Origin of the sequence: Streptomyces sp. NPDC048192, from assembly GCF_043202415.1 — a bacterium.
Lineage (GTDB): Bacteria > Actinomycetota > Actinomycetes > Streptomycetales > Streptomycetaceae > Streptomyces.
This window is the reverse complement of sequence record NZ_JBIDAL010000003.1, coordinates 552255-577075: the sequence shown is the minus strand read 5'-3', so window position 1 is coordinate 577075 and position 24821 is coordinate 552255. Positions and strand designations below refer to the sequence as shown.

The window sequence follows — 24821 nt, the reverse complement described above, 5'->3', positions numbered from 1 at the left end:
GCTAGTTTTCGTACGCACGGGCGTGGGACGGGCCGAGTCCGGCTTCACACATACGGGTGGTGCAGAAGCGATTCAGCTGAGGAAAACGGGACCTTTGTGCTGACCGGGGCAGAGCCGCCGTATGCGGTACGGCCGCGCAGGCCAGCCAGGTAGCCTTGCCTTCGTGCCCTCTCTGTCTGAAGTCATCGCCGCGCTGGAGACCCTGTGGCCCGCCGAGCGGGCCGAGTCCTGGGACGCGGTCGGCACCGTCGTCGGCGACCCCGGCCAGGAGGTCACCCGGGTCCTGTTCGCCGTCGACCCCGTGCAGGAGACCGTCGAGGAGGCGGTGAAGCTCGGCGCCGACCTGCTGGTGACCCACCACCCGCTCTATCTGCGGGGGACCACCACGGTCGCGGCCGGCCACTTCAAGGGCCGTGTCGTGCACACGCTGATCAAGAACGACATCGCCCTGCACGTCGCCCACACCAACGCCGACACCGCCGACCCGGGCGTCTCGGACGCCCTGGCCGGCGCGCTCGACCTGCGGGTCGTACGGCCCCTGGTGCCCGACCCCACCGACCCGGAGGGCCGCCGGGGCCTCGGCCGCGTCTGCGAACTGGACCACCCGATGACCGTCCGCGAGCTGGCCGAGTGCGCCGCCCGGCGGCTCCCCGCCACCGCGCAGGGCATCCGGGTGGCCGGCGACCCCGAGGCCGTCGTCCGCACGGTCGCCGTCAGCGGCGGCTCCGGCGACAGCCTCTTCGACCAGGTCCGCGCCGCCGGCGTCGACGCCTTCCTCACCGCCGACCTGCGCCACCACCCGGCGAGCGAAGCCGTCGCCGCGAGCCCCCTCGCGCTGCTCGACGCGGCGCACTGGGCCACCGAGTGGCCCTGGTGCGAGCTGGCCGCGAGCCAGCTCGACGAGATCTCCGACCGCCACGGCTGGGACCTCAGGGTCCACGTCTCCAAGACGGTCACCGACCCCTGGACCGCCCACGCGGCGTCCACCACCTCTAGCTGAATTCCGGGAGCCCCCAACTGAACGCCGCGCCCGCCGACCAGATCCGCCTGCTGGACGTCCAGGACCTGGACGTCCGCCTGCAGCAGCTCGCGCACAAGCGCAGGTCGCTGCCCGAGCACGCCGAGATCGACGCGCTGACCAAGGACCTCACCCAGCTGCGCGACCTGCTCGTCGCCGCGCAGACCGAGGAGAGCGACACCGCCCGCGAGCAGACCAAGGCCGAGCAGGACGTCGACCAGGTGCGCCAGCGCGCCGCCCGCGACCAGCAGCGCCTGGACTCCGGCGCGGTCACCTCGCCCAAGGACCTGGCCAGCCTCCAGCACGAGATCGCCTCCCTCGCCAAGCGGCAGGGCGACCTGGAGGACGTGGTCCTGGAGGTCATGGAGCGCCGCGAGGCCGCCCAGGAGCGGGTGAACGAGCTGACCGAGCGGGTCGCGTCCGTCCAGTCGAGGATCGACGACGCCGTCGCGCGGCGGGACGCTGCCTGCGAGCAGATCGACGGCGAGGTCGCCTCGGTGACCAAGGAGCGCGAGGTGGTCGCCGCCTCCGTCCCCGCCGACCTGCTGAAGCTCTACGACAAGCTGCGCGAGCAGCAGGGCGGCATCGGCGCCGCCAAGCTGTACGCCCGCACCTGCCAGGGCTGCCGCCAGGAACTGGCGATCACCGAGCTGAACGAGATCCGCTCGGCGGCGCCGGACACCGTGGTGCGCTGCGAGAACTGCCGCCGCATCCTGGTGCGCACGGCCGAGTCGGGTCTGTAGACGTCGTAGACAGTCGTAGACAAGGGGCTTGTCGGGTGCGGGAGTTCATCGTCGAGGCGGACGGCGGGTCGCGGGGCAACCCGGGCCCCGCGGGCTACGGCACGGTGGTGCGGGACGCGGCCACGGGCGAGCCGCTGACGGAGGCGGCCGAGTACATCGGCGTCACCACCAACAACGTCGCCGAGTACCGCGGCCTCCTGGCCGGCCTGCGCGCCGCCCACGCCCTCGACCCGGCGGCCCGCGTCCACGTCCGCATGGACTCCAAGCTCGTCGTCGAGCAGATGGCGGGCCGCTGGAAGATCAAACACCCGGCGATGAAGCCCCTGGCCACCCAGGCGCGGGCGGTCTTCCCACCGGACCGGGTCACCTACGAGTGGATCCCCCGCGCGCAGAACAAGCACGCCGACCGCCTGGCCAACGAGGCGATGGACGCGGGGGCGAGGGGGGAGCAGTGGTCGGCTTCCGCCTCCGCCGCGCCTCCCGGCGAGCAGCGCCCGGACACCGCCGGCGAGCAGCACGTGTCGACGCCGGGCTGGAGCAGCGCCCCCGACCTCGGCGCCCCCGCCACCTTCGTGCTGCTCCGCCACGGCGAGACCCCCCTCACCCCGCAGAAGCGCTTCTCCGGCAGCGGCGGCACCGACCCCGCCCTCTCCGCCGCCGGCCGCGAACAGGCCCACCGCGCCGCGGAGGCCCTCGCCAGGCGCGGCACCATCCAGGCCGTCGTCGCCTCCCCCCTCACCCGCACCCGGGAGACCGCCGCCGTCGTCGCCACGCGCCTCGGCCTGGACGTGACGATCGAAGAGGGACTGCGCGAGACGGACTTCGGCGCCTGGGAGGGCCTCACCTTCGGCGAGGTCCGCGAGCGCCACCCCGACGACCTGAACGCCTGGCTCGCCGACCCGGAGGCCCATCCCACCGGCGGCGGCGAGAGCTTCGCCGAGACCGCCGTCCGGATCGCGACCGCCCGCGACAAGCTGGTCGCGGCGTACGCGGGCCGCACGGTCCTCCTCGTCACGCACGTCACCCCGATCAAGATGTTCGTCCGCCAGGCCCTCGGCGCCCCGCTCGAGTCCCTGTTCCGGATGGAGCTGTCGGCCGCCTCCCTGTCGGCGGTGGCGTACTACGCGGACGGCAACGCCAGCGTCCGCCTCTTCAACGACACCTCACACCTGCGACCCTGAACCCGTCCGGGACCCCGAACCCGGCGCCCCGGCCTCGCCGAGCCGCGCCGCGCTCCGCGCCAGCTCCTCGATCCGGGCCCAGTCCCCGGCGGCCACCGCGTCCGCCGGGACCATCCAACTGCCGCCCACACAGCCGACGTTGGACAGCGACAGATACCCGGGCGCGTCGGCCGGACCGATCCCGCCCGTGGGGCAGAAACGGGCCTGCGGCAACGGCCCGGCCAGCGACCGCAGAAACGCCGTACCGCCCACAGCCTGCGCCGGGAAGAACTTCATGTCGCGCACCCCGCGCTCCAGGAGTGCCACGACCTCCGACGCGGTCGAGACCCCGGGCAGGAACGGCACCCCGGCCCCGCGCATCGCCGCCAGCAACGCGTCCGTCCAGCCGGGGCTGACCAGGAACCGCGCCCCGGCCGCCGTACTCGCGCCGGCCTGCTCGGGCGCGATCACCGTGCCCGCGCCGACCACGGCGTCCGGCACCTCGGCGGCGATCGCGCGGATCGCGTCCAGTGCCGCCGGCGTCCTGAGCGTCACCTCGATCGCGGGCAGCCCGCCCGCCACCAGCGCCCGCGCCAGCGGCACGGCGTCGGCGGCGTCGGAGACGACCACCACGGGCACGACGGGCGCGAGATCCAGCACGGAGGCGGCCGGGACGGAGGGCAGCGGTGAGGTCATGCCCTCATCGTGCCGACGCGGTGCACGTGCCGCAACGAACGTTGCACATGCTGCAATGACGGGGGTGCGGGGAGCGTCCCGGCTCAGTGGATCTCGTCCACCAGCACGTCCAGCGACCACGGCCTGCCGGCCCGGCCCGGAGCCTCCGCCTCCACGACGTACCCCAGCTCCCGCAGCGCCTCCACCAGTTCGGCGGGGGTCTCCGGCGCGGCGCCGGCCGACAGCAGGCTGCGCACGATCCGGCCCTTGGTCGCCTTGTTGAAGTGGCTGACCACCTTCCGGGTCGGCGCGTGCAGCACCCGCACCGACGCCGTGCGGCCCGCGACCTCGCCCTTCGGCTTCCAGGCCGCCGCGTACGCCGAGGAACGCAGGTCCAGCACCAGGCCTTCGCCGGCCGCCTCGGGCAGCACCTCGGCCATCGGCGCCCGCCAGTGCCCGGCCAGCGCGCCGAGCCCCGGCAGCTTCACGCCCATCGAGCAGCGGTAGGAGGGGATGCGGTCGGTCACCCGCACCGCTCCCCACAGCCCGGAGAACACCAGCAGCGACTGCGCCGCGCGCTCCCGGGCCGCCGCGTCCAGCGCGGCCAGGCCCAGGGCGTCGTAGAGGACACCGGTGTAGATCTCCCCGGCGGGGAGCGCGGCGGCCGTGGGCAGGCCCGCGTTCTTCGCGACCTCGCCGCGCAGCCCCTCGCTCAGCCCGAGCACCTCGCGCGCCTTCTCCTCGTCGCCGCCGCACAGCTCGACCAGCTCGGTCAGTACGGCCTCCCGCGCGGCGGTCAGCCCCGGCAGGGACAGCGACCGAAGCTCCAGCGGGGCGCCCTCGCCTCCGTTCGCCTTGCCTTCCGACGGCGGCAGCAGGACCAGCACCACAAACTCCTCACGTAGACCTCCGCGACAGCGTACGGCGTCCCGCCGACGCGCCCTCGCGCGGAGATACGCCGGAGATCCGCCCGGAGGTGCGCCTCACGCCCGCGTGAGGGCCTGCACGAGGCCCTGGGGGTCGTCGGCGTGCAACCGCACCACGCTCACCTGCCGCCGACGGCCGAGGAAGGACCGGTGGGTGACGGGCTCGGCGAGTTCCAGCGTGACCGACGTCTGCGAGCCGACGGCGAGGTCGAGCGCGCCGTCCTCGCGCACGTGGGTGCTGCGCGTCTCCCGGCGTACGGCGCTGATCGCGGCCAGCGGGACGCACAGGTCCACATGGACGCCGTACCGCACCCGCAGCGTCCGCGGCGTCAGCACGTGCGGGCGGACCACGCAGGCCGCGTGCAGGCCGACGACGAGCAGCACGCTGTAGACGTCCACCACCAGCAGCACGTCGTGCGCGGTGGGCATGTCCCGCAGCATCGCGGACACGCCGATCGTCTCGACCACGCACACGAAGGCCAGCCCCACCGTCGTGGCCCCCTGCCCGCGCATGTACCCGAACGCCCGCCCCCCGGCGGTGCCCTGGCTGCGCCGGGCCAGCCACAGCAGCAGGCTCCCGTAGAGCCGCGCCTCGTGCCGCGCCAGCAGTCCCATGGTCCCCAGCATCTTCAACTCCCCTCTGCCGAAAGGGTATTCGACCGTCCCCCTGGACGCCGCCGTGGCCGGGCATGGAAGCGGGCGCAGAAGGCGTTGCACCCTTCGCCGGAAGCAGGCCGGACGGCCGCGAGGCGGGAGAGGGGACGGGGGATGACCGAACAGGCGTTGTGGACGCGTGCCCGGCTGGGCCGCGGCGGGCCCCCGCTGGACCTGCTGACGGCCGACTTCCGCCGGCACACCTACGCCCCGCACGCCCATGACGAGTACACGATCGGCGTCTGCGTGGGCGGCACCGAGGTGATCGACTACCGGGGCGGCCGCATCCGCACCGGCCCGGGCACGATCGTCGTGCTGGACCCCGGCGAGATGCACACCGGCGGCCCCGGCAACGCCACCGACGGCTACGCCTACCGCGCCCTGTACGCCGAGCCGTCCCTGCTGGCCGACGGCACCCTCGGCGGGCTCCCGCACTTCCGCGAGCCCCTCCTCGACGACCCCCGACTGGCCGCCGCGCTGCACCGCGCCCACACCCGGCTGAGCGCCTGCCCCGACCCGCTGGAGGCGGAGTCCGTCCTGCCCTGGCTGCTGACGGCCCTGGCCCGCCGCCACTCCACCGCCAGGTCCGCGCCCGACGAGATCCCCGGCGCGGGCGCCATCGCCCTGACGGTCCGCGACCGCCTCGCCGACGACCTCACGGCTCCGCCCCCGCTGGCCGGCCTCGCCGCCGAGCTGGGCCTGTCCCGCTACCAGCTCCTGCGCGCCTTCCGCACGACGATGGGCATACCGCCGTACGCCTGGCTGGCCCAGTACCGGGTGAACCGGGCCCGGACCCTGCTGGAGGCGGGGCTGCGCCCCGCGGAGGTCGCGGGCCTCGTCGGCTTCGCCGACCAGGCGCATCTGACGCGCTGGTTCCGCCGCGTGCTGGGGGTGACACCGGCGGCGTACCGGACGAGCGTCACATCGGCGGCGTACCGCAACAGCGTTCAAGACATCCCGTGACCGGCGGCCGAGACTCGCCGTATGACTGCACGCGGCTGGTTTCTGTTCTCCCTGATGGGAGTGGTCTGGGGCGTCCCCTATCTGATGATCAAGGTGGCGGTGGACGAGGTGTCCCCGCCGGTGGTCGTGTTCACGCGCTGTGCGCTCGGCGCGGTCCTGCTGCTCCCGTTCGCCCTGCGCCAGGGCGGCCTGCCCGGGACCGTGCGCGCCCACTGGCGGCCCATGCTGGCCTTCGCGTGCCTGGAGATCATGGTGCCCTGGTTCACCCTCACGGACGCCGAACGGCATCTGTCCAGCTCGACCTCGGGCCTGCTGATCGCGGGGGTGCCGATCGTGGGCCTGACCGTGGCCCGGCTGCTGGGCGACACCGAACACCTGGGAGCACGCCGCCTGACGGGCCTGGCCCTCGGCCTGTCCGGCGTGGCGGTGCTGACCCTGCCCCATCTGACCGGCGGGGACGCCCGCTCGCTGGCCGAGGTGCTGGTGACGGTCGTGGGTTACGCGACGGCCCCCGTGATAGCCGCGCGCCGCATGAAGGACGTCCCCTCCCTCCACCTGACCTCGGCCTGCCTGACCCTGGCGGCGATCGTCTACGCCGTGCCGGCGGCGCTGACCCGGCCGTCCTCCGTCCCCTCGTCCTCCGCCCTCACCGCGCTCGCCGGCCTGGGCGTGCTGTGCACGGCGGTGGCGTTCGTGGCGTTCCTGGAGCTGATCAAGGAGGCGGGCCCGACGCGGGCGACGGTGATCACGTACGTCAACCCGGCGGTGGCGGTGGCGGCGGGCGCCCTCTTCCTCTCCGAACGGCTGACGCCCACGGTCCTTGCGGCCTTCGCCCTGATCCTCGCGGGCTCGGTCCTGGCCACGGCCGCCGCCGGCCCGCGCCGCTCCCGGCGCCCGGTACCATGGTCGACACGGCAGACGAGCCGGGCGGACGGCCGCGTGGAGTCCCCCTAGGGGGCTTCCCGAGGAACGTCCGGGCTCCACAGGGCAGGGTGGTGGCTAACGGCCACCCGGGGTGACCCGCGGGACAGTGCCACAGAAAGCAGACCGCCGGGGGCCTCGGCCCTCGGTAAGGGTGAAACGGTGGTGTAAGAGACCACCAGTGCCCAGGGTGACCTGGGCAGCTAGGTAAACCCCACCCGGAGCAAGGTCAAAAGGAGCCGCTGCAACGGCGGCTCTGCGGGGACGTTCGAGGGCTGCCCGCCCGAGTCCCCGGGTAGACCGCACGAGGCCGGCGGCAACGCCGGCCCTAGATGGATGGCCGTCGCCCCGACGCCCGCGAGGGCACCGGGGAACAGAACCCGGCGTACAGCCCGGCTCGTCTGCCGCTCCTTGTCTTCGCGGGTCGGAAGCCGTCTTCTCGGGCCGGTACGAACTCGTGGTGGAGGGCGCTCTGGCTGTGATCGGGTGGCTGATTTCTCGTCGAACTGCGCGACAGCCGGACCCCGCTCAGCCCTCGGGGATCAACGGCCGCTCCCGCACCCGCTTGAGGTGGCCCTCGAACACCTCCCGTGCCTCGGGTGTCAGGGTGCGCAGGGCGATCAGCGCCGTGATCACCACGTCGCAGAGTTCCGCCTGGACGTCCTCCCACGTGTGGGTGACGCCCTTGCGGGGGTTCTGACCGGTGGCGCCGATGATCGCCTCGGCCACCTCGCCGGTCTCCTCGGAGAGTTTCAGGACGCGCAGGAGGAGGCCTTCCCGGCCGGCGTGGCCGCGGGTCGCCTCCAGGCGGGAGAAGAGGTCGTCGATCGCCGGCCAGAGGGCGGAGGCGGGGGCGGAGTCGGTGCCGGTGTCCGTGGGGTGCTGAGCGGTCATGCCGGTCAGCTTCCCAGAGAAGATCTGCTCCTCGAATCCCCGAAGAGGACCTACTCCTCGAACAGCGCCTCCTGCTCGCCCTCCCTCTTCGCCCGCAGCCGCTGGTTCCGGGCGCCGATCACCAGGGCCGTGGCCGCCGCGGTGAACCCGAGGGCCGCCGGGACCATCCAGCCGCGGTCGAAGACGTGGCCGAGGGCGTGGTCGAGGGAGAGGCGGCCTGGTCCGGTGACGGCGAGGCCGGTCGCCGCGAGGCCGAGGCTGGCCGCGTACTCGTAGCCGCCCTCCTGGGCGAAGAAGCCGTTGGGCATGTGGACCGTCGCCGCCCCGGCCATGGCGCCGGCCGCCGCCGCGCCCGCCGCCGGGGTCGCGAGACCCAGGGCTAGGAGGGTGCCGCCGCCGGCCTCCGCGAGGCCCGCCGCCGTCGCGCTCGCCTTCCCCGGCGCGTAGCCGACGGACTCCATGAACTGGCCCGTGCCCTCCAGACCGTGCCCGCCGAACCAGCCGAACAGCTTCTGCGCGCCGTGCGCGGCCAGCACCCCGCCGGTTCCCAGCCGGAGCAGCAGCAGGCCCAGATCACGGCGGTCGAGACAGGTCACGGCGACTCCCGGGCGATGATGTGCGGACAGGCGATGACGTGCGGAGCGGGACAAGCGGGTTCCGCGTATCCACCGTCGCAGGTCTCACACCGGCCGGCCCGCGGAGGAGAGCGTTCGGGTGGCGGAGCCGGGAGGGCGGTGTGAGCCTGACGGCATGACGATTCAGCCAGCCAAGCTCAGCGATCCGGCCGTCCGGGCCTTCGTCAACGCGGTCAACTCCCATGACCGGGAGGGGTTCATGGCGCTGCTCGCGCCCGGGGCGACCATGTCCGACGACGGCTCCGACCGCGACCTCGCCGAGTGGACCGACCAGGAGATCTTCTCCACCCACGGCCACATGGAGGTCGACAACGAGTCCGCCGGCGGCCGGGTCCTGCTCGCCCGCTTCAGCAACGACACCTGGGGCGAGATGCGCACCAAGTGGCGCTTCACCGTCGAGGACGACGGGCGGATCTCGCGGTTCGAGACCGGGCAGGCGTAGGCCGCGGGAGCCGGAAGCCTGTCCTCGCGTGCGCCCGGGGGCTTGTGCTCGCGTGCGCTTCAACTCCTAGCGTCCTCGGTCATGGAGACCACAAGGACCTTGGGACGCAGTGGCATCGGCGTGAGCGCGCTCGGCTTCGGGTGCTGGGCGATCGGCGGGGAGTGGCAGGGTGCCGACGGGCAGCCGCTCGGGTGGGGGAAGGTGGACGACGAGGAGTCCGTACGGGCGATCCACCGCGCCCTCGACCTCGGCGTGACCTTCTTCGACACGGCCGACTGCTACGGCGCCGGGCACAGCGAGAGCGTCCTCGGCCGCGCCCTCGGCGCACGCCGTGACGACGTGGTGGTCGCCACCAAGTGGGGCAACCTCTTCGACCCGGACACCCGCACCGCCGACGGCCAGGACGACACCCCGGAGTACGTCCGCCGGGCCCTCACCGCCTCCCTGCGCCGCCTCGGCACCGACCACGTGGACCTGTACCAGTTCCATCTGGCCGACGCCGATCCGGGGCGTGCCGCGGAAGTCCGCGACGCGTGCGAGGAGTTGGTCGCGGAGGGGCTGATCCGCGGCTACGCCTGGAGCACCGACGACCCCGAGCGCGCCGCCGTGTTCGCCGAGGGCCCGCACTGCACGGCCGTACAGCACACCCTGAACGTCCTTCAGGACGCGCCGGGGCTCCTGGACCTGTGCGAGCGGGCGGACCTCGGCAGCGTCAACCGCGGTCCCCTCGCCATGGGGCTGCTGGCCGGCCGGCGGCAGGGCCCGCTGGAGGCGGGGGACATCCGCAGCAGGCCGCCGGCCTGGCTCCAGGGGTTCGGGGACGGTTCCGGGGCCGATCCGCGCTGGACGGCCCGCGTCGACGCCCTGCGCGACGTCCTCACCAGTGGCGGCCGCACCCTGGCCCAGGGCGCGCTGGCCTGGATCTGGGCCCGCAGCCCGCGCACGGTGCCGATCCCCGGCTTCCGCTCGGTCGCGCAGGCCGAGCAGAACGCGGGCGCGCTGGAGAAGGGACAGCTCACCGCCGGGCAACTGGCCGAGATCGACCGCATCCTGGGCAGGTGAGCGCGCCGGGTCCGAGAAAGCGGGACGACTCATCGGATTTTCATAAGGTGGCAAATTCCGGCGGCGGCACGGGGCTCCTGCGCGGTTTCCGCTGCTGGGCGCGGTGTACCGTCCCCAGGTGCGCGAATGCTCCCGGCTCAGCCGGCGCGCCGTCCTCGGACTGACGGCCGCCGCCCTTCCCGTGTCCATGACCACCCAGGCCTCCGCCGCCGAGTCCACCGTCATCGGCGGCGGGCAACTGGCCCGCACCGGTGTCCAGGTGCGCGGTGCCTCCGGACTGCCCGAGAAGCTCACCGCCCGCTCCTGGCTGATCGCCGACTGCGCGAGCGGCGAGGTGCTCGCCTCGTTCAACGCGCACCGGCGCCTGGCCCCCGCGTCCACGCTGAAGATGCTGTTCGCGGACACCGTCCTGACGAAGTTCGACCGCAGCGAGCGGTACACCGTCCAGGACTCCGACCTCGCCGACGTCCCGCTCGGCTCCAGCCTGGTCGGCATCAAGCCCGGCATCACCTACACCGTCGAGCAGCTGTGGCAGGGCGTGTTCCTGCGCTCCGGCAACGACGCCGTGCACGTCCTCGCCCACATGAACGGCGGCATCGCCAAGACGGTCGCGGAGATGCAGGCCAAGGCCCGGGATCTGCAGGCCCTGGACACCCATGTGGTCAGCCCCGACGGCTTCGACCATCCGGGCCAGATCTCCTCGGCGTACGACCTCACGCTGTTCGCCCGCCACGGTCTGAAGGACGCCGACTTCCGGGGCTACTGCGGCACGAGGACCGCGGACTTCCCGGCGGGCGGCAAGAAGACCTTCCAGATCCAGAACACCGACCGCCTGCTGACCGGGGCGTGGGGCCTGAAGTCGTACGACGGCCTGATCGGCGTCAAGAACGGCTACACCAGCCACGCCGGCAACACCTTCACCGGCGCCGCCACCCGCGGCGGGCGCACCCTGCTGGTCACCGTGATGCACCCGGCCGCCGGCAGCAACGCCGTCTACGAGCAGACCGCCGCGCTGCTCGACTGGGGCTTCGGGCCCGGGCGTTCGGCGCAGCCGGTGGGCGTGCTGGTGGAACCGCTCAGCGAGGGCGGAGGGAAGGCGGGTCCGTCGGCGGCGACCGGCAAGGGGGCCCCGGTGGCGGCCGGCGCGGCGGGCGCGGGCTCGCGCGGCCCGTCCGCCGGGCGGCTGGTGGAGGGCGCGGCCGGTACGGCGCTGCTGCTGGCGGCGGCGGGGACCTGGGTCGTACGGCGGCGGCGCAGGGCGGTCGCGGCGGCCGGGACGGCCGAGGCGCCCAAGCCGCCGGAGGCGGCCGAGGGGGACGCGGACGTGGCCGGCAGGCACCGGCGCTGACGGTTTCCGGCGGCCGTTCCACCGGCCGGTGCGCGCCTCGCGTCCCGTCGCGAGGCCCACCCCCAACTCCGGCCCGGTGGAACGGCCGCCGCTTCCCCCCTCGGTGTGGCCGAGACGCGACCGCGCGAGCGGCCGCGGAATCCGTGTGCTCCAACTGTGAAGCTCTTGTGGAGAAATTTGAGCATACGGGCTCGACCGGCCGCAATACCGCGGATGTTCAAATTCCGCTTGTGTGAAAACATCCGGTGCCGGCGCGCCGGGGCCTCAGCCCCGGCCGATGTACGGCATCGCCGTCGCCAGCACCGTCGCGAACTGCACGTTCGCCTCCAGCGGCAGCTCGGCCATGTGCCGTACGGTGCGCGCCACATCGGCCACGTCCATCACCGGCTCCGGGACCACGTCGCCGTTCGCCTGCAGCGCGCCGGTCCGCATCCGGGCCGTCATGTCGGTCGCCGCGTTGCCGATGTCGATCTGCCCGACCGCGATGTTGTACGGCCGCCCGTCCAGCGACAGCGACTTGGTCAGGCCGGTCAGGGCGTGCTTGGTCGCGGTGTAGGCGACCGAGTGCGGGCGGGGTGCGTGGGCGGAGACGGAGCCGTTGTTGATGATCCGGCCGCCCTGCGGGTCCTGCTCCTTCATCCGCCGGTACGCCGCCTGCGCGCACAGGAACGCGCCGTTGAGGTTGGTGTCCACCACGTGCCGCCAGGCGTCGTAGGGCAGCTCCTCGACCGGGACGCCGCCGGGCCCGAACGTCCCCGCGTTGTTGAACAGCAGGTCCACCCGGCCGAAGCGCTCCACCGTCGCCGTGAACAGCGCGTCCACGTCCTCGGACCGGGACACGTCCGTCCGCACGGCGAGCGCGTCGCCCTCCGCGACCAGTGCCGCCGTCTCCTCCAGTGTCCCGGTGCGCCGCCCGGCCAGGGCCACCGACCATCCGCCCCGCAGCAGCTCCACGGCCACGGCCCGGCCGATCCCGGATCCGGCCCCGGTCACCACCGCGATCTTCGATTGCCTGTCAGTCATGGCACCGCAGCGTAGGCGGAGAGTCCGCGATGCGGAATGCCATGTCCGCCATACGGTTATCGGGCGGGGACCTCCTCGCCCGGGTACCGCACGCCGATCCGGTCCCGGACCGCGTCCAGGGTGCGCATGACCGCGAGGGAGCCCTCCAGCGGCACCAGGGGGGACTCCTTCTCGCCCGCGCGCAGGGCCCGCATCACCTCGACCGCCTCGTGGCGCAGGGTGGTGCGCGGGCCGTCCGCGGGGTCGGCGGCGAACTCCTCGGGGTCGTGGCCCTCGCGGTGCAGCACGAACCGCTCCGGGTGGAAGAAGCCCGCCGGCACGTCGATCCGGCCGCGCGAACCGGTCACCGAGGCCGTGCCGCCCGTACCGCCGGTGATCGAGCAGTGCAGCGACGCCATCGCGCCGCTCTCCCAGGACAGCACCGCGCCCGTCTGCAGATCGACGCCCTCCGGCGACAGCAGCGCGCTCGCCGCGACCGCGTCCGGCTCGCCCAGCAGCAGCTGCGCGAACGACACCGGGTACACGCCGAGGTCCAGCAGCGCCCCGCCGCCCAGTGCCGGATCGCGCAGCCGGTGCGCGGGCGGGAAGGGGCCGGCGAGCCCGAAATCGGCCTGCACGGTGCGCACTTCGCCGATCGCCCCGTCGTCCACCAGCGCCTTCAGCCGCCGTACCAGCGGATTGCAGTACATCCACATCGCCTCCATCAGGAAGCGGTCGTGCTCGCGGGCCAGCGTGACGAGTTCCTCCGTCTCGCGCAGGTTCAGCGTGAACGGCTTCTCGCACAGCACGTTCCGCCCCGCCGCCAGGCACAGCCCGGCCGCCGCCCGGTGCGCCACGTGCGGCGTGGCCACGTACACGACATCGATGTCGGGATCCGCGGCCAGCGACTCCCAGTCGCCGTACGCCCGCGCCGCCCCGAACCGCTCCGCGAACGCGCGCGCCGACTCCGCCCGCCGCGAGGCCACCGCCGTGATCTCCGCGTCCGGCAGATCCACGAGGTCCGCCGCGAACGCCGCCGCGATCCCGCCCGTCGCCAGGATCCCCCAGCGCACCTTGTCCATCGCCCCACCCTCGCTCATGTGTGCCCCGGCACTCTGTACGAGCTGAGAGCATAGGTGCCGTCCGCGTCGGAGGGGCACGGACGGCACGGACACCACGACAGGGGAGGGGCGGATGCACGAGCAGGCGGCGGCGCCGACACCGCAGGGACGGTCCGCACCGGCTCCCGGCCGGCCGCCCGCCGCGACCCGGCGCACCGGTGTCCTCGTCACCCTCGTCCTCGGCGGCCTCACCGCCACGCCCCCGCTGGCGATGGACATGTACCTGCCCTCCCTGCCGGAGGTCACCCGGTCCCTGCACGCACCGGCCGCCACGGTCGAACTCACCCTCACCGCCTGTCTGCTGGGCATGGCGCTCGGGCAGCTCGTCGTCGGCCCGATGAGCGACCGCTGGGGCCGCCGCCGTCCGCTCCTGGCCGGCCTCGCCGTCTACCTCGTGGCGACCGCCCTGTGCGCCTTCGCGCCGAACGTGACGGCCCTGGTCGCCTTCCGGCTGGCCCAGGGCCTCGCCGGCGCCGCCGGGATCGTCATCGCCCGGGCCGTCGTACGCGACCTGTACGACGGCGTGGCCATGGCCCGCTTCTTCTCCACCCTGATGCTGATCTCCGGGGTCGCGCCGATCGTGGCGCCGCTCATCGGCGGTCAGATCCTGCGGGTGACGGACTGGCGGGGCGTGTTCCTGGTGCTCACCGGCGTCGGTCTGCTGCTGGGCGCCCTGGTGTGGCTGCGGCTCCCCGAGACCCTGCCGCCCGCGCAGCGCCACGGCGGGGGAGTGGGCGACGCCCTGCGCTCCATGCGCGCCCTCCTCGCCGACCTGCCGTTCACCGGCTACACGCTGGCCGGCAGCTTCGCCTTCGCCGCGCTGTTCGGTTACATCGCCGCGTCCCCCTTCGTCGTCCAGGAGATCTACGGCGCCTCCCCGCAGACCTTCAGCCTGCTGTTCGGCCTCAACTCGGTCGGACTCGTGGCCGCCGGGCAGATCAACGGCAAGGTGCTGGTCGGCCGGGTCAGCCTGGACAAGGTGCTCGCCACCGGCCTCGCCGTGATCGTGCTCGCCGCGACCGCCCTGCTGCTGATGGCCGCCGGCGCCCTCGGCGACACCGGTCTGGTCCCCGTCGCCGCCGCCCTCTTCGTCCTGATGTCCGCCATGGGCATCACCCTCCCCAACACCCAGTCCCTCGCCCTGCTGCGCACCCGGCACGCCGCCGGCTCCGCCTCCGCACTGCTCGGCACCACCTCCTTCCTCGTCGGCGCGGTCGCCTCACCGCTCGTCGGCGTCGCCGGAGAGCACACCGCCGTACCCATGGCGGTGGTCCAACTGGTGGGAGCACTGGTCGCGGCGGCCTGCTTCGTGGGAATGTGCCGTCCCTGGAACGCACGCGGGAACACCCGTGCGGGTTCGGAGGGAGACGAGAACTGAGCGCACCGAGACTGCGCGCCGGCACACCGGAACGGGCGGGGCTCGACCCCGTGCACCTCGGGCACCTGGCCGGCGAGGTGCACGCCCTGACCGCCGGCGACCGCCCCTGGGCGGCCGGCGCCGTCGTGCTGGCCGGCCGCGGCCCCGTGATCGCCGTGGCCGAGGCCGCGGGCTGGGCCGTCCGCTACTCCGCCTACGACCCCGAGACCGACACCGGTGTCGAACTGCCGCCCGCCGCCCGGGTCCCGGCCACCGTCGACACGCCCTTCGACCTGGCCTCCCTCACCAAGCTGTTCACCTCCGTCGCCGCCGTGCAGCAGATCGAGCGCGGCACCCTCGGCATGGACGCCCGGATCGGCGACTACCTGCCCGACTTCCACGCCGCGGCCGCCCACGGCATCACCGTGCGCCAACTGCTCACCCACACCTCCGGGCTGCGCCCCGAGCTGCCCCTGTACGACTGCCCCGACGACGCCTCCCGGCTCGCCCTGCTGCGCGCCGAGGCGCCCGTCGCCGAACCCGGCCGGTACCTGTACTCCGACCTGAACATGCTCCTGCTGCAGGCCGTGCTGGAACGCATCACCGGCCGCACCCTCGACGTCCTGATCGCGGACGGCATCACCCGCCCGCTCGGCATGACGGCCACCGCCTTCGGGCCCTGCCCCGGCGCCGCCGCCACCGAGGACCAGCGGCGGCCCTGGGCCAAGGCGGACCGCGGAATGCTGCGGGGCGTCGTCCACGACGAGAACGCCTTCGCGCTCGGCGGCGTCGCCGGCCACGCGGGCCTGTTCTCCACCGCCCGCGACCTGGCCGTCTTCTGCCGCGCCCTGCTCGCCGGCGGCTCCTACGGCCCCGCCCGCATCCTCGGCCCCGACTTCGTGGAGCTGCTGTTCACCCCGCCGGGGCTGGGCTTCACTGTGGACCAGCCCTGGTTCATGGGCGAACTGGCCGGGCACGGGGCGGCGGGCCACACGGGCTTCACCGGCACGTCCCTGGTCGTGGACCCGCACACGGACACCTTCCTGGTGGTGCTGGCCAACACGGTCCACCCCCGGCGGAGGACACCGGACAGCGGGCCGAGAGCGAGACTGGCCGGCCATCTGGCACGGGCGGTGATCTGAGGGCTCCGGCAAGGACGCCGGTCCCAGGGCCGCCGTAGAATCGCCGGGTGAACGACCCCCTCTCCCCGGCCGAAGCCCTGCGCGCAAGCCTCGCCGAGCTGCTCGACGGACTCCCGCCCAGGCAGGCCGCCGGAGCGGTCGAGCGGCTCATCGCCCACTACCGGGGCGACACCCCCACCCACACCCCGATCCTCCGCGACCGCGCCGACGTCGCCGCGTACGCGGCCTACCGCATGCCCGCCACCTTCGCGGCGGTCCACGCGGCACTGGAGGCGTGCGCGGCGGCCCTGCCCGGCTGGACGCCCGGCAGCCACACCGACATCGGCGGCGGCACCGGCGCCGCCACCTGGGCCGTCACCGCCACCTGGCCCGGCGGGCGCGGCGTCACCGTGCTGGACTGGGCCGAGCCCGCCCTCGCCCTCGGCCGGGAGATCGCCGCCGCCAACCCGGACCTCGCCGGCGCCCGCTGGCAGCGCGCCCGGATCGGCGCCGACCTCACCCTGGCCGCCACCGACCTCGTCACGGTGTCGTACGTCCTCAACGAACTCTCCGAGCCCGACCGCGCCGCCCTCGTCGACGCCGCCGCGGGTGCCGCGCAGGCCGTGGTCATCGTGGAGGCCGGCACCCCGGCCGGCTACGCCCGCGTCATCGAGGCCCGCGACCGACTGATCCGCGCCGGGCTGCACGTCGTCGCGCCCTGCCCGCACAGCGCCGCCTGCCCCATCGAGCCCGGCCGTGACTGGTGCCACTTCTCCGCCCGGGTGGCCCGCTCCTCCCTGCACCGCCAGGTCAAGGGCGGCACCCTGCCCTACGAGGACGAGAAGTTCTCGTACGTCGCCGCAAGCCGCCTGCCCGCCGCGCCCGCCCCCTCCCGGGTCGTCCGGCGCCCGCAGATCCGCAAGGGCCAGGTGCTCCTGGACCTGTGCGAGGCCGGCGAACGGCTGGCCCGTACGACGGTCACCAAGCGCCACGGCGACCTGTACAAGGCCGCCCGCGACGCCGAATGGGGAGACGCCTGGCCGCCCCCGAGCCCAGGGGAAGAACCGCCCGCCTAGCCGCGCGGCCGGACGCCGGCGGCCGCCCGGGCCGGTCCCCAGCCGGCGGCGGCATCCCCCGAAGCGCACGAAGATGGGACGATAGGGCACACTGTCCGCACACCAGCGAGGCGAGGGGATAGATGAGCGCGACGTTCGGCGGCCGGTCGGGCCGGCAGGGCAAACTCTCCCGGTGGCTGCGTGGACGCCGCCCGAAGGAGGCCGCCGGCGACGGCGGCCGCGAGACCCTGCTGCTCGCCGCCGCCGCGGCGGGACTGCCGCTCGCCCCCGCCGCGCACCCCGCCCCCGGCTACCGCTGTTCCTGCGACCGCGTCGGCTGTCCCACCCCGGCCCGGCACCCGGTGTCGTTCGCCTGGCAGACGCAGTCCACCACCGACCGCGCCCAGATCGAGCGCTGGGCCCGGCACCAGCCGGACGCCAACTTCATCACCGCCACCGGCATGGTGCACGACGTCCTGGACGTCCCCCTGGAGCCCGGCCGGGAGGCGCTGGAGCGGCTGCTCGGCGCCGGCGTCGAGGTGGGGCCCGTCGCCGAGAGCGACGACGGCCGCATGCTGTTCTTCACCCTCACCCGCGGCACCCCCGAGGACGAGGACGAGTGGTGGCCGTGCGAGCTGGACTGCCACCCCGAGACCATGGACGAGCACCCGGGGCTGCGCTGGCACTGCCGGGGGTCGTACGTACTGGTGCCGCCGGCCCGGCTGCCGGGGGACGAGCAGCGGGTGCGCTGGGTGCGCGGACCGGAGCACGCGCTGCCGGATCCCCTCAGCCTGCTGGAAGTCCTCACCGACGCGTGTTCGCGCTACGCCGACGCCGGTCATCCGGGCGCTGCCTGGCCCCTGCGGCACTGACCCCGGGCCGCCCTCACCCGCCCTGCGCGGCGGTGAGCCCCGGCACCCTGCCCACGACCGACACCCTGCCGCCGCCCGCCGGGTCGAGGGCGGCCTCCGCGGAGACGAACTCCAGGGTCAGGGACTGCTTCACCTCGCCCTCGGTCAGGGCCTGCACGTCCTTGTTCGGGACCGGCACGGTGGTGCCGGCGGCGGCCGTCTGCTTCTCGTAATGGTGGGTGGTGAAGAACACCAGCGCCCCGCCGTCCGCCGTGCGCAGCGCCAGCGGCGCGTAGTCGCCGGCCGTCAGCGGCCGGTCGATGAACTGCGTGACCAGACCCGGCTTGCGGGCCCGCTTGGTCCGGTTGGCGCGTTCGACGCTGGTGTACGTGCCGGCGGCGAAGCCCGTGCCGCCCTTCTTCAGGTACGCGGCGTAGTCCGCGCTCAACTTGCCGGGCGGGACGGCGAGTTGCCCGGAGCCGGCCGGTACCGCCTCGGCCCAGCCGTCCTTGTCCGTCGTGAACTTCGGTACGGCGCCGGGCGCGACCAGGGTGACGTACGCCACCCGCCAGCGCTGCTTGAGGTCGCCGCGGGTGAACACCATCAGCCAGCGCGCCCTGCCGGTCTTGTTGGCCCGGGCGTCGGCGAGGAACCAGCGCGGCCAGCCCGCCTTCTCGGGAATGGTGATCTTGATGTCCGACAGTTGCAGCGGCACGTGGGCGGGGTTGCCGGAGGGGCTGTTGGCATGGCCCGCCTTCAGACGCGCGGCGGTGATGTCGCCGAACGGGCCGGTGAGATAGGGCGCGTCCAGGGAGTTGTCGTAGGCCTTGTCGGCCTTGTTGTACGCGGCCGTGAACGCGGTGACCGCCTTGGCGGCCTCGGCACGGGTGGCGGCGGGGAGCACCACGCGCTCCCCGTGCACCACCACGCATCCGCTCGCCGTCAGCGACAAAGCGGTCAGCGAGGCCGCCGTGAGTGCGTACCTCTCACGCCTGCGGAGCCTGCGCGGGCTGCGATCCCTGCTCATCGGGTCCCTTCACCTTCCCCTTCCCGGAGGCGAACCCTACCGGGGCGAGGAAGACCGCGAGCGTCGGGACCAGGTACAGCAGCCACACCGTGACCTGGAGGACGGTCGGGTCGGGCTGGAAGTTGAACACACCCTTGAGCAGGGTGCCGTACCAGCTGTCCGGTGGGATGGCGCCGCTGATGTCGAAGGCCAGGTGCGTCAGGCCGGGCAGCAGGTCCGCCTCCTGCAGGTCGTGGAAGCCGTACGCCAGCACGCCCGCCGCGACCACGACCAGCATGCCGCCGGTCCAGGTGAAGAACTTCGCCAGGTTGATGCGCAGCGCGCCCCGGTAGAACAGCCAGCCCAGCAGGACCGCCGTGGCGAGCCCCAGGGCCACGCCGATCAGGGGACGCGGGGTGCCGTCGGAGGCCGCGTGCACCGACGCCCACACGAACAGCGCGGTCTCCAGGCCCTCGCGGCCGACGGCCAGGAAGGCGGTGGCGACCAGGGCGCCGGTGCCCATGGCGAGGGCCGCGTCCAGCTTGCCGTGCAGCTCGGACCTCAGGTGCCGGGCGGTGCGCCGCATCCAGAACACCATCCAGGTCACCAGCCCCACGGCGAGGACCGACAGCGAGCCGCCGAGCGCCTCCTGCGCCTCGAACGTCAGCTCCTGCGAGCCGAATTCGAGGGCGCAGCCGAAGCCCATCGCGATGGCGATCGCGATGCCGATGCCGGTCCAGATCGGCCTCAGGGCGTCCCTGCGGCCGGTCTTGACGAGGTAGGCGATCAGGATGCAGACGACCAGCGACGCCTCGAGTCCCTCGCGCAGGCCGATCAGGTAGTTGGAGAACACGGGCTTACGCCTCCTCGGAGAACAGCGTGCGGCCCCACCAGTCGCCGGAGTCCCGGACGCCGGGCGGTATCGCGAAGACCGCCGAACCCACGTGCTGGATGTATTCGTTGAGCGCGTCGTGCGCGGACAGCTTGCGCTGCAGCGGGATGAACCCGTGGCGCACGTCCCGCTGGTAGGCGAGGAAGAACAGGCCGGCGTCGAGGCGGCCGAGGCCGTCGGTGCCGTCCGTGAAGGAGTAGCCGCGGCGCAGGATGGTGACCCCGCCGTTGGCGTCCGGGTGCGCGAGCCGTACGTGCGCGGTCGGCTTCATCGCCTTCAGGAACGGCGCGTCGTGCTCCTTGGCCCTGCCGACGGGCGCGCCCTCGCGCTTGTCCCGCCCGAACACGTCCTCCTGCTCCTGCAGCGAGGTCCGGTCCCAGGTCTCGATGTTCATCCGGATGCGCCGGGCGACGAGGTACGACCCGCCGGTCATCCAGTCCGGACCGTCCCCGGCCCCGACCCACACGTGCTCGTCCAGCCGGTCGGTCTCGGTGCCCGCGATGTTGCGGGTGCCGTCCTTGAAACCGAACAGGTTGCGCGGCGTCTGGGCGTCCGGGGTGGTCGAGGAGGTCTTGCCGAAGCCGAGCTGGGACCAGCGCACGGCGACCTTGCCGAAGCCGATGCGGGCGAGGTTGCGGATGGCGTGCACGGCGACCTGCGGGTCGTCGGCGCAGGCCTGGATGCACAGGTCGCCGCCGGTGCGGGCCCTGTCCAGGTTGTCGCCGGGGAACGCGGGCAGGTCGACCAGGGCCTCCGGTCGCCGGCCGTGCAGACCGAACCGGTCGAAGAGCGACGGCCCGAAGCCGATCGTCAGCGTCAGCCGGGACGGCTTGAGGCCCATCGCCTCGCCGGTGTCGTCCGGCGGCGCCTCCGCGAGCCCGCCGAACGCGCCCTCGCCGACCGGCCTGCCCGCGGTCATCCGCCGGGCCGCCGCCGTCCAGTCCTTGAGCATCCGCACGAACGCGTCGCGGTCGTCGGTCTTCACGTCGAACGCGGCGAAGTGCAGCCGGTCCTGCACCGGGGTGGCGATGCCGGCCTGGTGGGCGCCGTGGAACTCCACCGCGCCGCCCGCGTCGGCGGCCGGGTCGATGTCGTCGCCGGCCCTGGTCATCGCCACGGCCCCGCCGGCCGCGGCGGCCCCGAGCGCGAGCCCGGCACCGCCCCAGCCGATCAGGGCGCGCCGCGACGGCCTGCCCTCCGTGCTCTTGGCCATGCTCACTTCACCACCGCGGCGGCGAGCTTGGACAGCGGCTCGGCGAGCGCGTTCACCGCGTCCGAGAGCTCCTTGCGCTGCTCCTGGGTGACCTTGTCGTAGGAGACGAAGTCGTAACCGGTCCTGTCCGTGCGGTACTTGTCGAGGAGCGCGTTCAACGCGGCGAACTGCTTGTCGAGTTCCCCGGTCAGTGCCGGGTCGTTCTTCCGCGCGACCGGCTTCAGCAGCTCGTACGCCTTCTGGGCGCCCTCGACGTTGCCCTTGAAGTCGACGAGGTCGGTGTGCGCGTAGCGGTCCTCCTCGCCGGTGACCTTGCCCGTGGCGACCTCGTCCAGCAGCTCCTTGGCGCCGTTGGCCATGGAGGTCGGGGTGATCTCCGCCTTGCCGACCCGCTTCTGCCAGTCCTTCAGGTCGGTCACCAGCCGGCCGGCGAGCGCCTTCTCCTCGGCGCCCGTCTTCCCGTCCTTCCACAGGGCCTTCTCCAGCCGGTGCCAGCCGGTCCACTTCTGGCCTTCCTCCAGGCCGTCCTCGCGGACGTCGACCTTCGGGTCGATGTCGCCGAAGGACTCGGCGACCGGCTCGGTGCGCTCCCAGCCGAGGCGGGAGAGGCCGTAGGCCTTCTTGGCGGCGTCCAGGTCGCCGGCCTTGACCGCCTCGGCGAAGGCCTCGGCGCGCGGCAGCGTCTGGTCGGCCTGGTCCTGGGCGTACGTGCGGTACCGGGCGACGGCCGCGTCGAGCCGGGGGTCGCGCTTCGCGGCCGTGCCGGCCCCGGTGACGGTGAGCTTCTGCCGCACGCCGTGGCCCTTCATGCCGGGCCGGCAGGCTATCTCGTACGAACCGGCCTTCACCTCGGCGGTCAGCGTGTACCGGGTGCCCGGCCCGATGTTCTCCTTCTCGGAGACGATCCGGTCGTCCGGGAACAGGATCTCGACCTCGGTGGCCTTGGCGCCCTTGTTCTCGATCCGCAGCGTGACCTGCCCGGCCGGCACCGACTTCGCGGAGGTCTCGCAGGTGGAGTCGGCCGCGGTGACCTGGATGGCGTCGCCGTCCTCGGCGTCGCTCTTCGCGGTGCAGGCCGTGAGGGCGGTCAGAGCGGCCACGGTCGTGGCGGCGGCGACGGTCAGTCGGACGGCTCGCATGCGGGCTCCCGGCAGAATCTGGTTTGGTGAGGCTGCCCTAACTTACCTGAGCTTTACCTCTCTTGTGCCCATCGGGTCCGTGATGTGGATCTCAAGGTGACTGTGGGGCGGCTGAGGGCCCGTGTTCGATGGCCGCAAGGTGCACACTTGTGTAACGTAATGTGCATGATGGAGTTGACCTACTCGATCGTCGAGGCCCGTGCCCGCCTTGGTGCCATCGCGCGCACGGTCAGCGCCACCCGTGAACCGGTCGCCATCACCGACCACGGGCAGACCGTCGCCATACTGATAAGCCCCGCCGACGCCTTGGAACTGGAGGAGCTGCGAGCGCTGGCCGCCTACCGCTCGCGCCAGGCCCGGTCCGAGGACGCCGGTATCCCTCACGACGAGGCCTACCGGCGCGTGTTCGGCGAGGGTGAGGCGTGAGGTACGAGGTCATCTGGGAGCCTGAGGCGCTGGTCCAGGCCGAGCGCTTCGCCAAGGACGATCCGCATGGGGTACGGCTGGTGTTCGCCGCCGTCGACCGCCTCGGCGACGACCCGCGACCTGACGGGGCGTTCGGCAGCGCGGACCTGTTGCGCATCCACGTCGGCGCCTACCGCGTGGTGTACGAGGTCGGCGACCGGGGCATCCGCGTTTTCGTCATCCACCTCGGACGCGTGCGCTGACCGGGGCGCAGACGCCGCGGGGGCCCCACACCCCGGTGCACCTCGCGGAGGGGCGTGCGCCCAGTCCGCCCGGCGGCCCCCCCGTGTGGGCCGGGCTCGCGCGGGGGCGGTGTTTCAATTCCTCCGTGACTGACTACGACGTACTCCGCGTCTTCTGCGGCCCGGACGGCGGTTACGGCAACGAGCTCGGGGTCGTCCGCGAGGGCTCGGTGCTGCCCGGGCGGAGCGACCGGCAGGAGCTGGCGGCCAAGCTCGGCTTCAGCGAGACCGTGTTCGTGGACGATCCCGAGCGCGGTGTGATCGACATCTACACCCCCACCCTGCGCCTGCCCTTCGCCGGTCACCCCTGCGTCGGCACCGCCTGGCTGCTCGACGTGCCCGAACTGGTCACGCCCGCCGGGGTCGTCGGCGCCCGGCTGGACGGCGAGTTCAGCTGGATCGAGGCCCGCGCGGAGTGGGCGCCACCGCGCACCCTGCGGCAGTACGGCACGGCGGCCGAGGTCGACGCGCTGGAGGTGCCGCCGCCGGGGGAGTGGCTCTACGCCTGGGCCTGGGAGGACGAGGCGGCCGGCCGGATCCGCGCCCGTGCCTTCCCCGGCCGCGACGACGGCATCGACGAGGACGAGGCCACCGGCGCCGCCGCCCTGCTGCTCACCGACCGGCTCGGCCGCGCCCTGAACATCACCCAGGGCAAGGGCTCCCAGATCCTGACGGCGCCGCAGCCGCACGGGTGGGTGGAGGTCGGGGGCCGGGTGTACCTGGAGCGCTGACGCGGGCTTCCGGCTCGTGGCTCTCAGCCGGCAGTGGGCGCCGCCTCGTCCCGCTCCACGACCATCATGGCCATGTCGTCGTGGGGCGCGTCGCCCGCGAAGGCGCGCAGGTCGGCGACGATCTCGCGCAGCAGGGGGCGCGGCGCGTGATCGGACCACTTGGCGAGGCGTTCGGCGAGCGGGTAGAAGTCGCCCTGGTCGTCGCGGGTCTCGGTGACGCCGTCGGTGTAGAGCAGGATCCGGTCCCCTTCGTGGAACGCGAAGGTCGTCGCCGTGTACGGGGTGTCGGACATCGCGCCCAGGCCGAGCGGCGGGGCGGCCTCGGCCACGCAGAGCGGCGTTGCGGTGCCGGACGTGCGGGACAGCAGCAGCGGCGGCGGATGCCCGCAGCTGATCACGTGGGCCACGGGCTGGTCGTCCGGGATGTCCAGCACCACGGCCGTCACGAAACGCTCCTCGGTGTCCGGGTCGGTGCCCGAGAACTCGCTGAGGCCCCAGTGGACGGCGTCCTCCACATAGGCCACCAGGTCCGGCAGCGGACCGGGGCGGTGCGCGGCGGCGCGGAAGGCGCCCAGCACGATGGCCGTGTCGCTGATCGAGGCCAGGCCCTTGCCGCGGACGTCTCCGATGATCAGGCGCGTGGAGCGGGCGGTCCGGGCCGCGGCGTAGAGGTCGCCGCCTATGTAGGTGTCGGCCTCGGAGCTGTGGTACTCGCCGGCCAGGGTCAGGGGTCCGGCGCGGGGCGGGAGCGGACGCATGACGACGCGCTGTGCGGTGTCGGAGACCATGCGCGCCCGGAGCAGTTCCCGCGCGCGCCGGTCCCGCAGGAGCGTGAAGAGGACGAGCAGCGTGCACAGCGCTACTAGCGAGACCAGCTCGACCAGCACGTTCTCGGTGGTCAGCATGTGTCTTTCCACCCCGGCGGTGATCAGCGCGAGCACCGCGAGCGCGCCGACCAGGGCCGTGGGTCTGGGGCCGTAGCTCATGGCGGTCACCGCGGTCGCCACGACCAGGAGATGGGCGAGGTGGATGTCCGGCGGCAGGAACGCGTCGGCGACGGGGATGGCGACGACCATGAGCACCGGGACGGCCAGCCAGGGGAAGCGGCGTGGAGCCGGCTCCCACACGCGGGGGACCCACGTCGCCGATGTCTTCCTCGTCGCAGCGCTCACGCCGAGGGGAACA

Annotated in this window: 26 protein-coding genes, 1 other RNA gene and 1 pseudogene; 16 read left to right on the top strand and 12 right to left on the bottom strand. The window is 73.5% G+C overall.

Annotated elements, in window-relative coordinates; all coding sequences use genetic code 11:
• Positions 1-163: 163 nt before the first annotated feature.
• Genes ACGFZN_RS08280 through ACGFZN_RS08270 form a run of 3 tightly spaced genes read left to right on the top strand, consistent with a single transcriptional unit; the run spans position 164 to position 2942 of the window.
• The gene (locus tag ACGFZN_RS08280; RefSeq protein WP_393857669.1) at positions 164-1000 is read left to right on the top strand and encodes a Nif3-like dinuclear metal center hexameric protein; all 837 of its coding nucleotides are present in this window, start codon (positions 164-166) and stop codon (positions 998-1000) included.
• 17 nt (positions 1001-1017) lie between these two features.
• Positions 1018-1761, top strand: a complete 744-nt coding sequence (locus tag ACGFZN_RS08275) for a zinc ribbon domain-containing protein (protein WP_393857695.1) — start codon at positions 1018-1020, stop codon at positions 1759-1761.
• A 35-nt stretch (positions 1762-1796) separates the two neighbouring features.
• Positions 1797-2942, top strand: coding sequence for a bifunctional RNase H/acid phosphatase (locus tag ACGFZN_RS08270; protein WP_393857668.1), 1146 nt, complete (start codon positions 1797-1799; stop codon positions 2940-2942).
• On the opposite strand, the gene eda is transcribed toward ACGFZN_RS08270, so the two are convergent.
• The 3 genes from eda to ACGFZN_RS08255 form a co-directional block, all read right to left on the bottom strand.
• Complete coding sequence (gene eda, locus ACGFZN_RS08265; RefSeq protein ID WP_393857667.1) at positions 2925-3617, bottom strand: bifunctional 4-hydroxy-2-oxoglutarate aldolase/2-dehydro-3-deoxy-phosphogluconate aldolase; 693 nt, start codon at positions 3615-3617, stop codon at positions 2925-2927. The genes ACGFZN_RS08270 and eda overlap by 18 nt on opposite strands.
• A gap of 83 nt (positions 3618-3700) precedes the next feature.
• On the bottom strand, positions 3701-4483 hold the full coding sequence (gene yaaA, locus ACGFZN_RS08260) for a peroxide stress protein YaaA (protein WP_393857666.1): 783 nt from the start codon (positions 4481-4483) through the stop codon (positions 3701-3703).
• A 96-nt stretch (positions 4484-4579) separates the two neighbouring features.
• Positions 4580-5149, bottom strand: a complete 570-nt coding sequence (locus ACGFZN_RS08255; protein ID WP_393857665.1) for a hypothetical protein — start codon at positions 5147-5149, stop codon at positions 4580-4582.
• A gap of 141 nt (positions 5150-5290) precedes the next feature.
• On the opposite strand from ACGFZN_RS08255, the gene ACGFZN_RS08250 reads away from it, so the two are divergent.
• The 3 genes and pseudogenes from ACGFZN_RS08250 (at position 5291) to rnpB (ending at position 7464) form a co-directional block, all read left to right on the top strand.
• Entirely contained in the window at positions 5291-6139 is an 849-nt protein-coding gene (locus ACGFZN_RS08250) for an AraC family transcriptional regulator (RefSeq protein ID WP_393857664.1), read from the top strand.
• A gap of 21 nt (positions 6140-6160) precedes the next feature.
• A pseudogene (locus ACGFZN_RS08245) lies at positions 6161-6940 on the top strand (DMT family transporter); the annotation flags it as partial.
• Between the two features lie 118 nt (positions 6941-7058).
• An RNA gene (gene rnpB / locus ACGFZN_RS08240) (RNase P RNA component class A) lies at positions 7059-7464 on the top strand.
• Between the two features lie 124 nt (positions 7465-7588).
• Here the strand turns inward: rnpB and ACGFZN_RS08235 are convergent.
• Both ACGFZN_RS08235 and ACGFZN_RS08230 read right to left on the bottom strand, forming a co-directional pair.
• Positions 7589-7954, bottom strand: coding sequence for a MazG-like family protein (locus ACGFZN_RS08235; protein ID WP_393857663.1), 366 nt, complete (start codon positions 7952-7954; stop codon positions 7589-7591).
• A 50-nt stretch (positions 7955-8004) separates the two neighbouring features.
• Positions 8005-8550: a DoxX family protein gene (locus ACGFZN_RS08230; RefSeq protein WP_393857662.1), complete on the bottom strand. Its 546-nt coding sequence runs from the start codon at positions 8548-8550 to the stop codon at positions 8005-8007.
• Between the two features lie 154 nt (positions 8551-8704).
• Between ACGFZN_RS08230 and ACGFZN_RS08225 the strand changes: the two genes are divergently transcribed.
• The 3 genes from ACGFZN_RS08225 to ACGFZN_RS08215 all read left to right on the top strand — a co-directional run bounded on the left by ACGFZN_RS08225 (position 8705) and on the right by ACGFZN_RS08215 (position 11441).
• Entirely contained in the window at positions 8705-9031 is a 327-nt protein-coding gene (locus ACGFZN_RS08225) for a nuclear transport factor 2 family protein (RefSeq protein WP_393857661.1), read from the top strand.
• A gap of 81 nt (positions 9032-9112) precedes the next feature.
• Entirely contained in the window at positions 9113-10093 is a 981-nt protein-coding gene (locus ACGFZN_RS08220) for an aldo/keto reductase (RefSeq protein WP_393857660.1), read from the top strand.
• Between the two features lie 118 nt (positions 10094-10211).
• Positions 10212-11441, top strand: coding sequence for a D-alanyl-D-alanine carboxypeptidase family protein (locus ACGFZN_RS08215; protein WP_393857659.1), 1230 nt, complete (start codon positions 10212-10214; stop codon positions 11439-11441).
• A 264-nt stretch (positions 11442-11705) separates the two neighbouring features.
• Here ACGFZN_RS08215 and ACGFZN_RS08210 read toward each other — a convergent pair whose 3' ends face one another.
• Positions 11706-12464, bottom strand: a complete 759-nt coding sequence (locus ACGFZN_RS08210; RefSeq protein WP_393857658.1) for an SDR family oxidoreductase — start codon at positions 12462-12464, stop codon at positions 11706-11708.
• Between the two features lie 56 nt (positions 12465-12520).
• Positions 12521-13543 (bottom strand): Gfo/Idh/MocA family protein, encoded by a 1023-nt coding sequence (locus tag ACGFZN_RS08205; protein WP_393857657.1) that lies wholly within the window; start codon positions 13541-13543, stop codon positions 12521-12523.
• A gap of 94 nt (positions 13544-13637) precedes the next feature.
• Here ACGFZN_RS08205 and ACGFZN_RS08200 point away from each other — a divergent pair, with 94 nt between their 5' ends.
• From ACGFZN_RS08200 to ACGFZN_RS08185, 4 genes are all read left to right on the top strand, one after another.
• A complete protein-coding gene (locus ACGFZN_RS08200) occupies positions 13638-14942 on the top strand; it encodes a multidrug effflux MFS transporter (RefSeq protein ID WP_393857656.1) in 1305 nt (434 codons plus the stop codon).
• Positions 14882-16063, top strand: coding sequence for a serine hydrolase domain-containing protein (locus ACGFZN_RS08195; RefSeq protein WP_393857655.1), 1182 nt, complete (start codon positions 14882-14884; stop codon positions 16061-16063). The genes ACGFZN_RS08200 and ACGFZN_RS08195 overlap by 61 nt, the downstream gene beginning before the upstream one ends.
• Positions 16064-16110: 47 nt before the next feature.
• Positions 16111-17118 (top strand): small ribosomal subunit Rsm22 family protein, encoded by a 1008-nt coding sequence (locus ACGFZN_RS08190; RefSeq protein ID WP_393857654.1) that lies wholly within the window; start codon positions 16111-16113, stop codon positions 17116-17118.
• A gap of 122 nt (positions 17119-17240) precedes the next feature.
• Positions 17241-17969, top strand: coding sequence for a bifunctional DNA primase/polymerase (locus tag ACGFZN_RS08185; RefSeq protein WP_393857653.1), 729 nt, complete (start codon positions 17241-17243; stop codon positions 17967-17969).
• Between the two features lie 13 nt (positions 17970-17982).
• Here ACGFZN_RS08185 and ACGFZN_RS08180 read toward each other — a convergent pair whose 3' ends face one another.
• From ACGFZN_RS08180 to efeO, 4 genes are read right to left on the bottom strand one after another with little or no spacing between them, the layout of a single operon-like run.
• Positions 17983-18975, bottom strand: a complete 993-nt coding sequence (locus ACGFZN_RS08180) for a hypothetical protein (protein WP_393857652.1) — start codon at positions 18973-18975, stop codon at positions 17983-17985.
• Positions 18935-19807 (bottom strand): iron uptake transporter permease EfeU, encoded by an 873-nt coding sequence (efeU, locus tag ACGFZN_RS08175; RefSeq protein ID WP_393857651.1) that lies wholly within the window; start codon positions 19805-19807, stop codon positions 18935-18937. Before efeU ends, ACGFZN_RS08180 begins: the two co-directional genes overlap by 41 nt.
• A gap of 4 nt (positions 19808-19811) precedes the next feature.
• The gene (gene efeB / locus ACGFZN_RS08170; protein WP_393857650.1) at positions 19812-21059 is read right to left on the bottom strand and encodes an iron uptake transporter deferrochelatase/peroxidase subunit; all 1248 of its coding nucleotides are present in this window, start codon (positions 21057-21059) and stop codon (positions 19812-19814) included.
• 2 nt (positions 21060-21061) lie between these two features.
• A complete protein-coding gene (gene efeO / locus ACGFZN_RS08165) occupies positions 21062-22198 on the bottom strand; it encodes an iron uptake system protein EfeO (protein WP_393857649.1) in 1137 nt (378 codons plus the stop codon).
• A gap of 165 nt (positions 22199-22363) precedes the next feature.
• Here efeO and ACGFZN_RS08160 point away from each other — a divergent pair, with 165 nt between their 5' ends.
• The 3 genes from ACGFZN_RS08160 to ACGFZN_RS08150 all read left to right on the top strand — a co-directional run bounded on the left by ACGFZN_RS08160 (position 22364) and on the right by ACGFZN_RS08150 (position 23636).
• Positions 22364-22624, top strand: coding sequence for a type II toxin-antitoxin system Phd/YefM family antitoxin (locus ACGFZN_RS08160; RefSeq protein WP_393857648.1), 261 nt, complete (start codon positions 22364-22366; stop codon positions 22622-22624).
• Positions 22621-22866 (top strand): type II toxin-antitoxin system RelE/ParE family toxin, encoded by a 246-nt coding sequence (locus tag ACGFZN_RS08155; protein ID WP_393857647.1) that lies wholly within the window; start codon positions 22621-22623, stop codon positions 22864-22866. Before ACGFZN_RS08160 ends, ACGFZN_RS08155 begins: the two co-directional genes overlap by 4 nt.
• A 125-nt stretch (positions 22867-22991) precedes the next feature.
• On the top strand, positions 22992-23636 hold the full coding sequence (locus ACGFZN_RS08150; RefSeq protein WP_393857646.1) for a PhzF family phenazine biosynthesis protein: 645 nt from the start codon (positions 22992-22994) through the stop codon (positions 23634-23636).
• 23 nt (positions 23637-23659) lie between these two features.
• On the opposite strand, the gene ACGFZN_RS08145 is transcribed toward ACGFZN_RS08150, so the two are convergent.
• On the bottom strand, positions 23660-24808 hold the full coding sequence (locus ACGFZN_RS08145; RefSeq protein ID WP_393857645.1) for a PP2C family protein-serine/threonine phosphatase: 1149 nt from the start codon (positions 24806-24808) through the stop codon (positions 23660-23662).
• Positions 24809-24821 lie beyond the last annotated feature (13 nt).

Bases quoted from the DNA above. Each gene is read 5' to 3' on its own strand.
- eda (WP_393857667.1), bottom strand. From the start codon at position 3,617: ATGACCTCACCGCTGCCCTCCGTCCCGGCCGCCTCCGTGCTGGATCTC.
- ACGFZN_RS08255 (WP_393857665.1), bottom strand. From the start codon at position 5,149: ATGCTGGGGACCATGGGACTGCTGGCGCGGCACGAGGCGCGGCTCTAC.
- ACGFZN_RS08250 (WP_393857664.1), top strand. From the start codon at position 5,291: ATGACCGAACAGGCGTTGTGGACGCGTGCCCGGCTGGGCCGCGGCGGG.
- ACGFZN_RS08235 (WP_393857663.1), bottom strand. From the start codon at position 7,954: ATGACCGCTCAGCACCCCACGGACACCGGCACCGACTCCGCCCCCGCC.
- ACGFZN_RS08225 (WP_393857661.1), top strand. From the start codon at position 8,705: ATGACGATTCAGCCAGCCAAGCTCAGCGATCCGGCCGTCCGGGCCTTC.
- ACGFZN_RS08220 (WP_393857660.1), top strand. From the start codon at position 9,113: ATGGAGACCACAAGGACCTTGGGACGCAGTGGCATCGGCGTGAGCGCG.
- ACGFZN_RS08210 (WP_393857658.1), bottom strand. From the start codon at position 12,464: ATGACTGACAGGCAATCGAAGATCGCGGTGGTGACCGGGGCCGGATCC.
- ACGFZN_RS08205 (WP_393857657.1), bottom strand. From the start codon at position 13,543: ATGAGCGAGGGTGGGGCGATGGACAAGGTGCGCTGGGGGATCCTGGCG.
- ACGFZN_RS08200 (WP_393857656.1), top strand. From the start codon at position 13,638: ATGCACGAGCAGGCGGCGGCGCCGACACCGCAGGGACGGTCCGCACCG.
- ACGFZN_RS08185 (WP_393857653.1), top strand. From the start codon at position 17,241: ATGAGCGCGACGTTCGGCGGCCGGTCGGGCCGGCAGGGCAAACTCTCC.
- ACGFZN_RS08180 (WP_393857652.1), bottom strand. From the start codon at position 18,975: ATGAGCAGGGATCGCAGCCCGCGCAGGCTCCGCAGGCGTGAGAGGTAC.
- efeB (WP_393857650.1), bottom strand. From the start codon at position 21,059: ATGGCCAAGAGCACGGAGGGCAGGCCGTCGCGGCGCGCCCTGATCGGC.
- efeO (WP_393857649.1), bottom strand. From the start codon at position 22,198: ATGCGAGCCGTCCGACTGACCGTCGCCGCCGCCACGACCGTGGCCGCT.
- ACGFZN_RS08160 (WP_393857648.1), top strand. From the start codon at position 22,364: ATGATGGAGTTGACCTACTCGATCGTCGAGGCCCGTGCCCGCCTTGGT.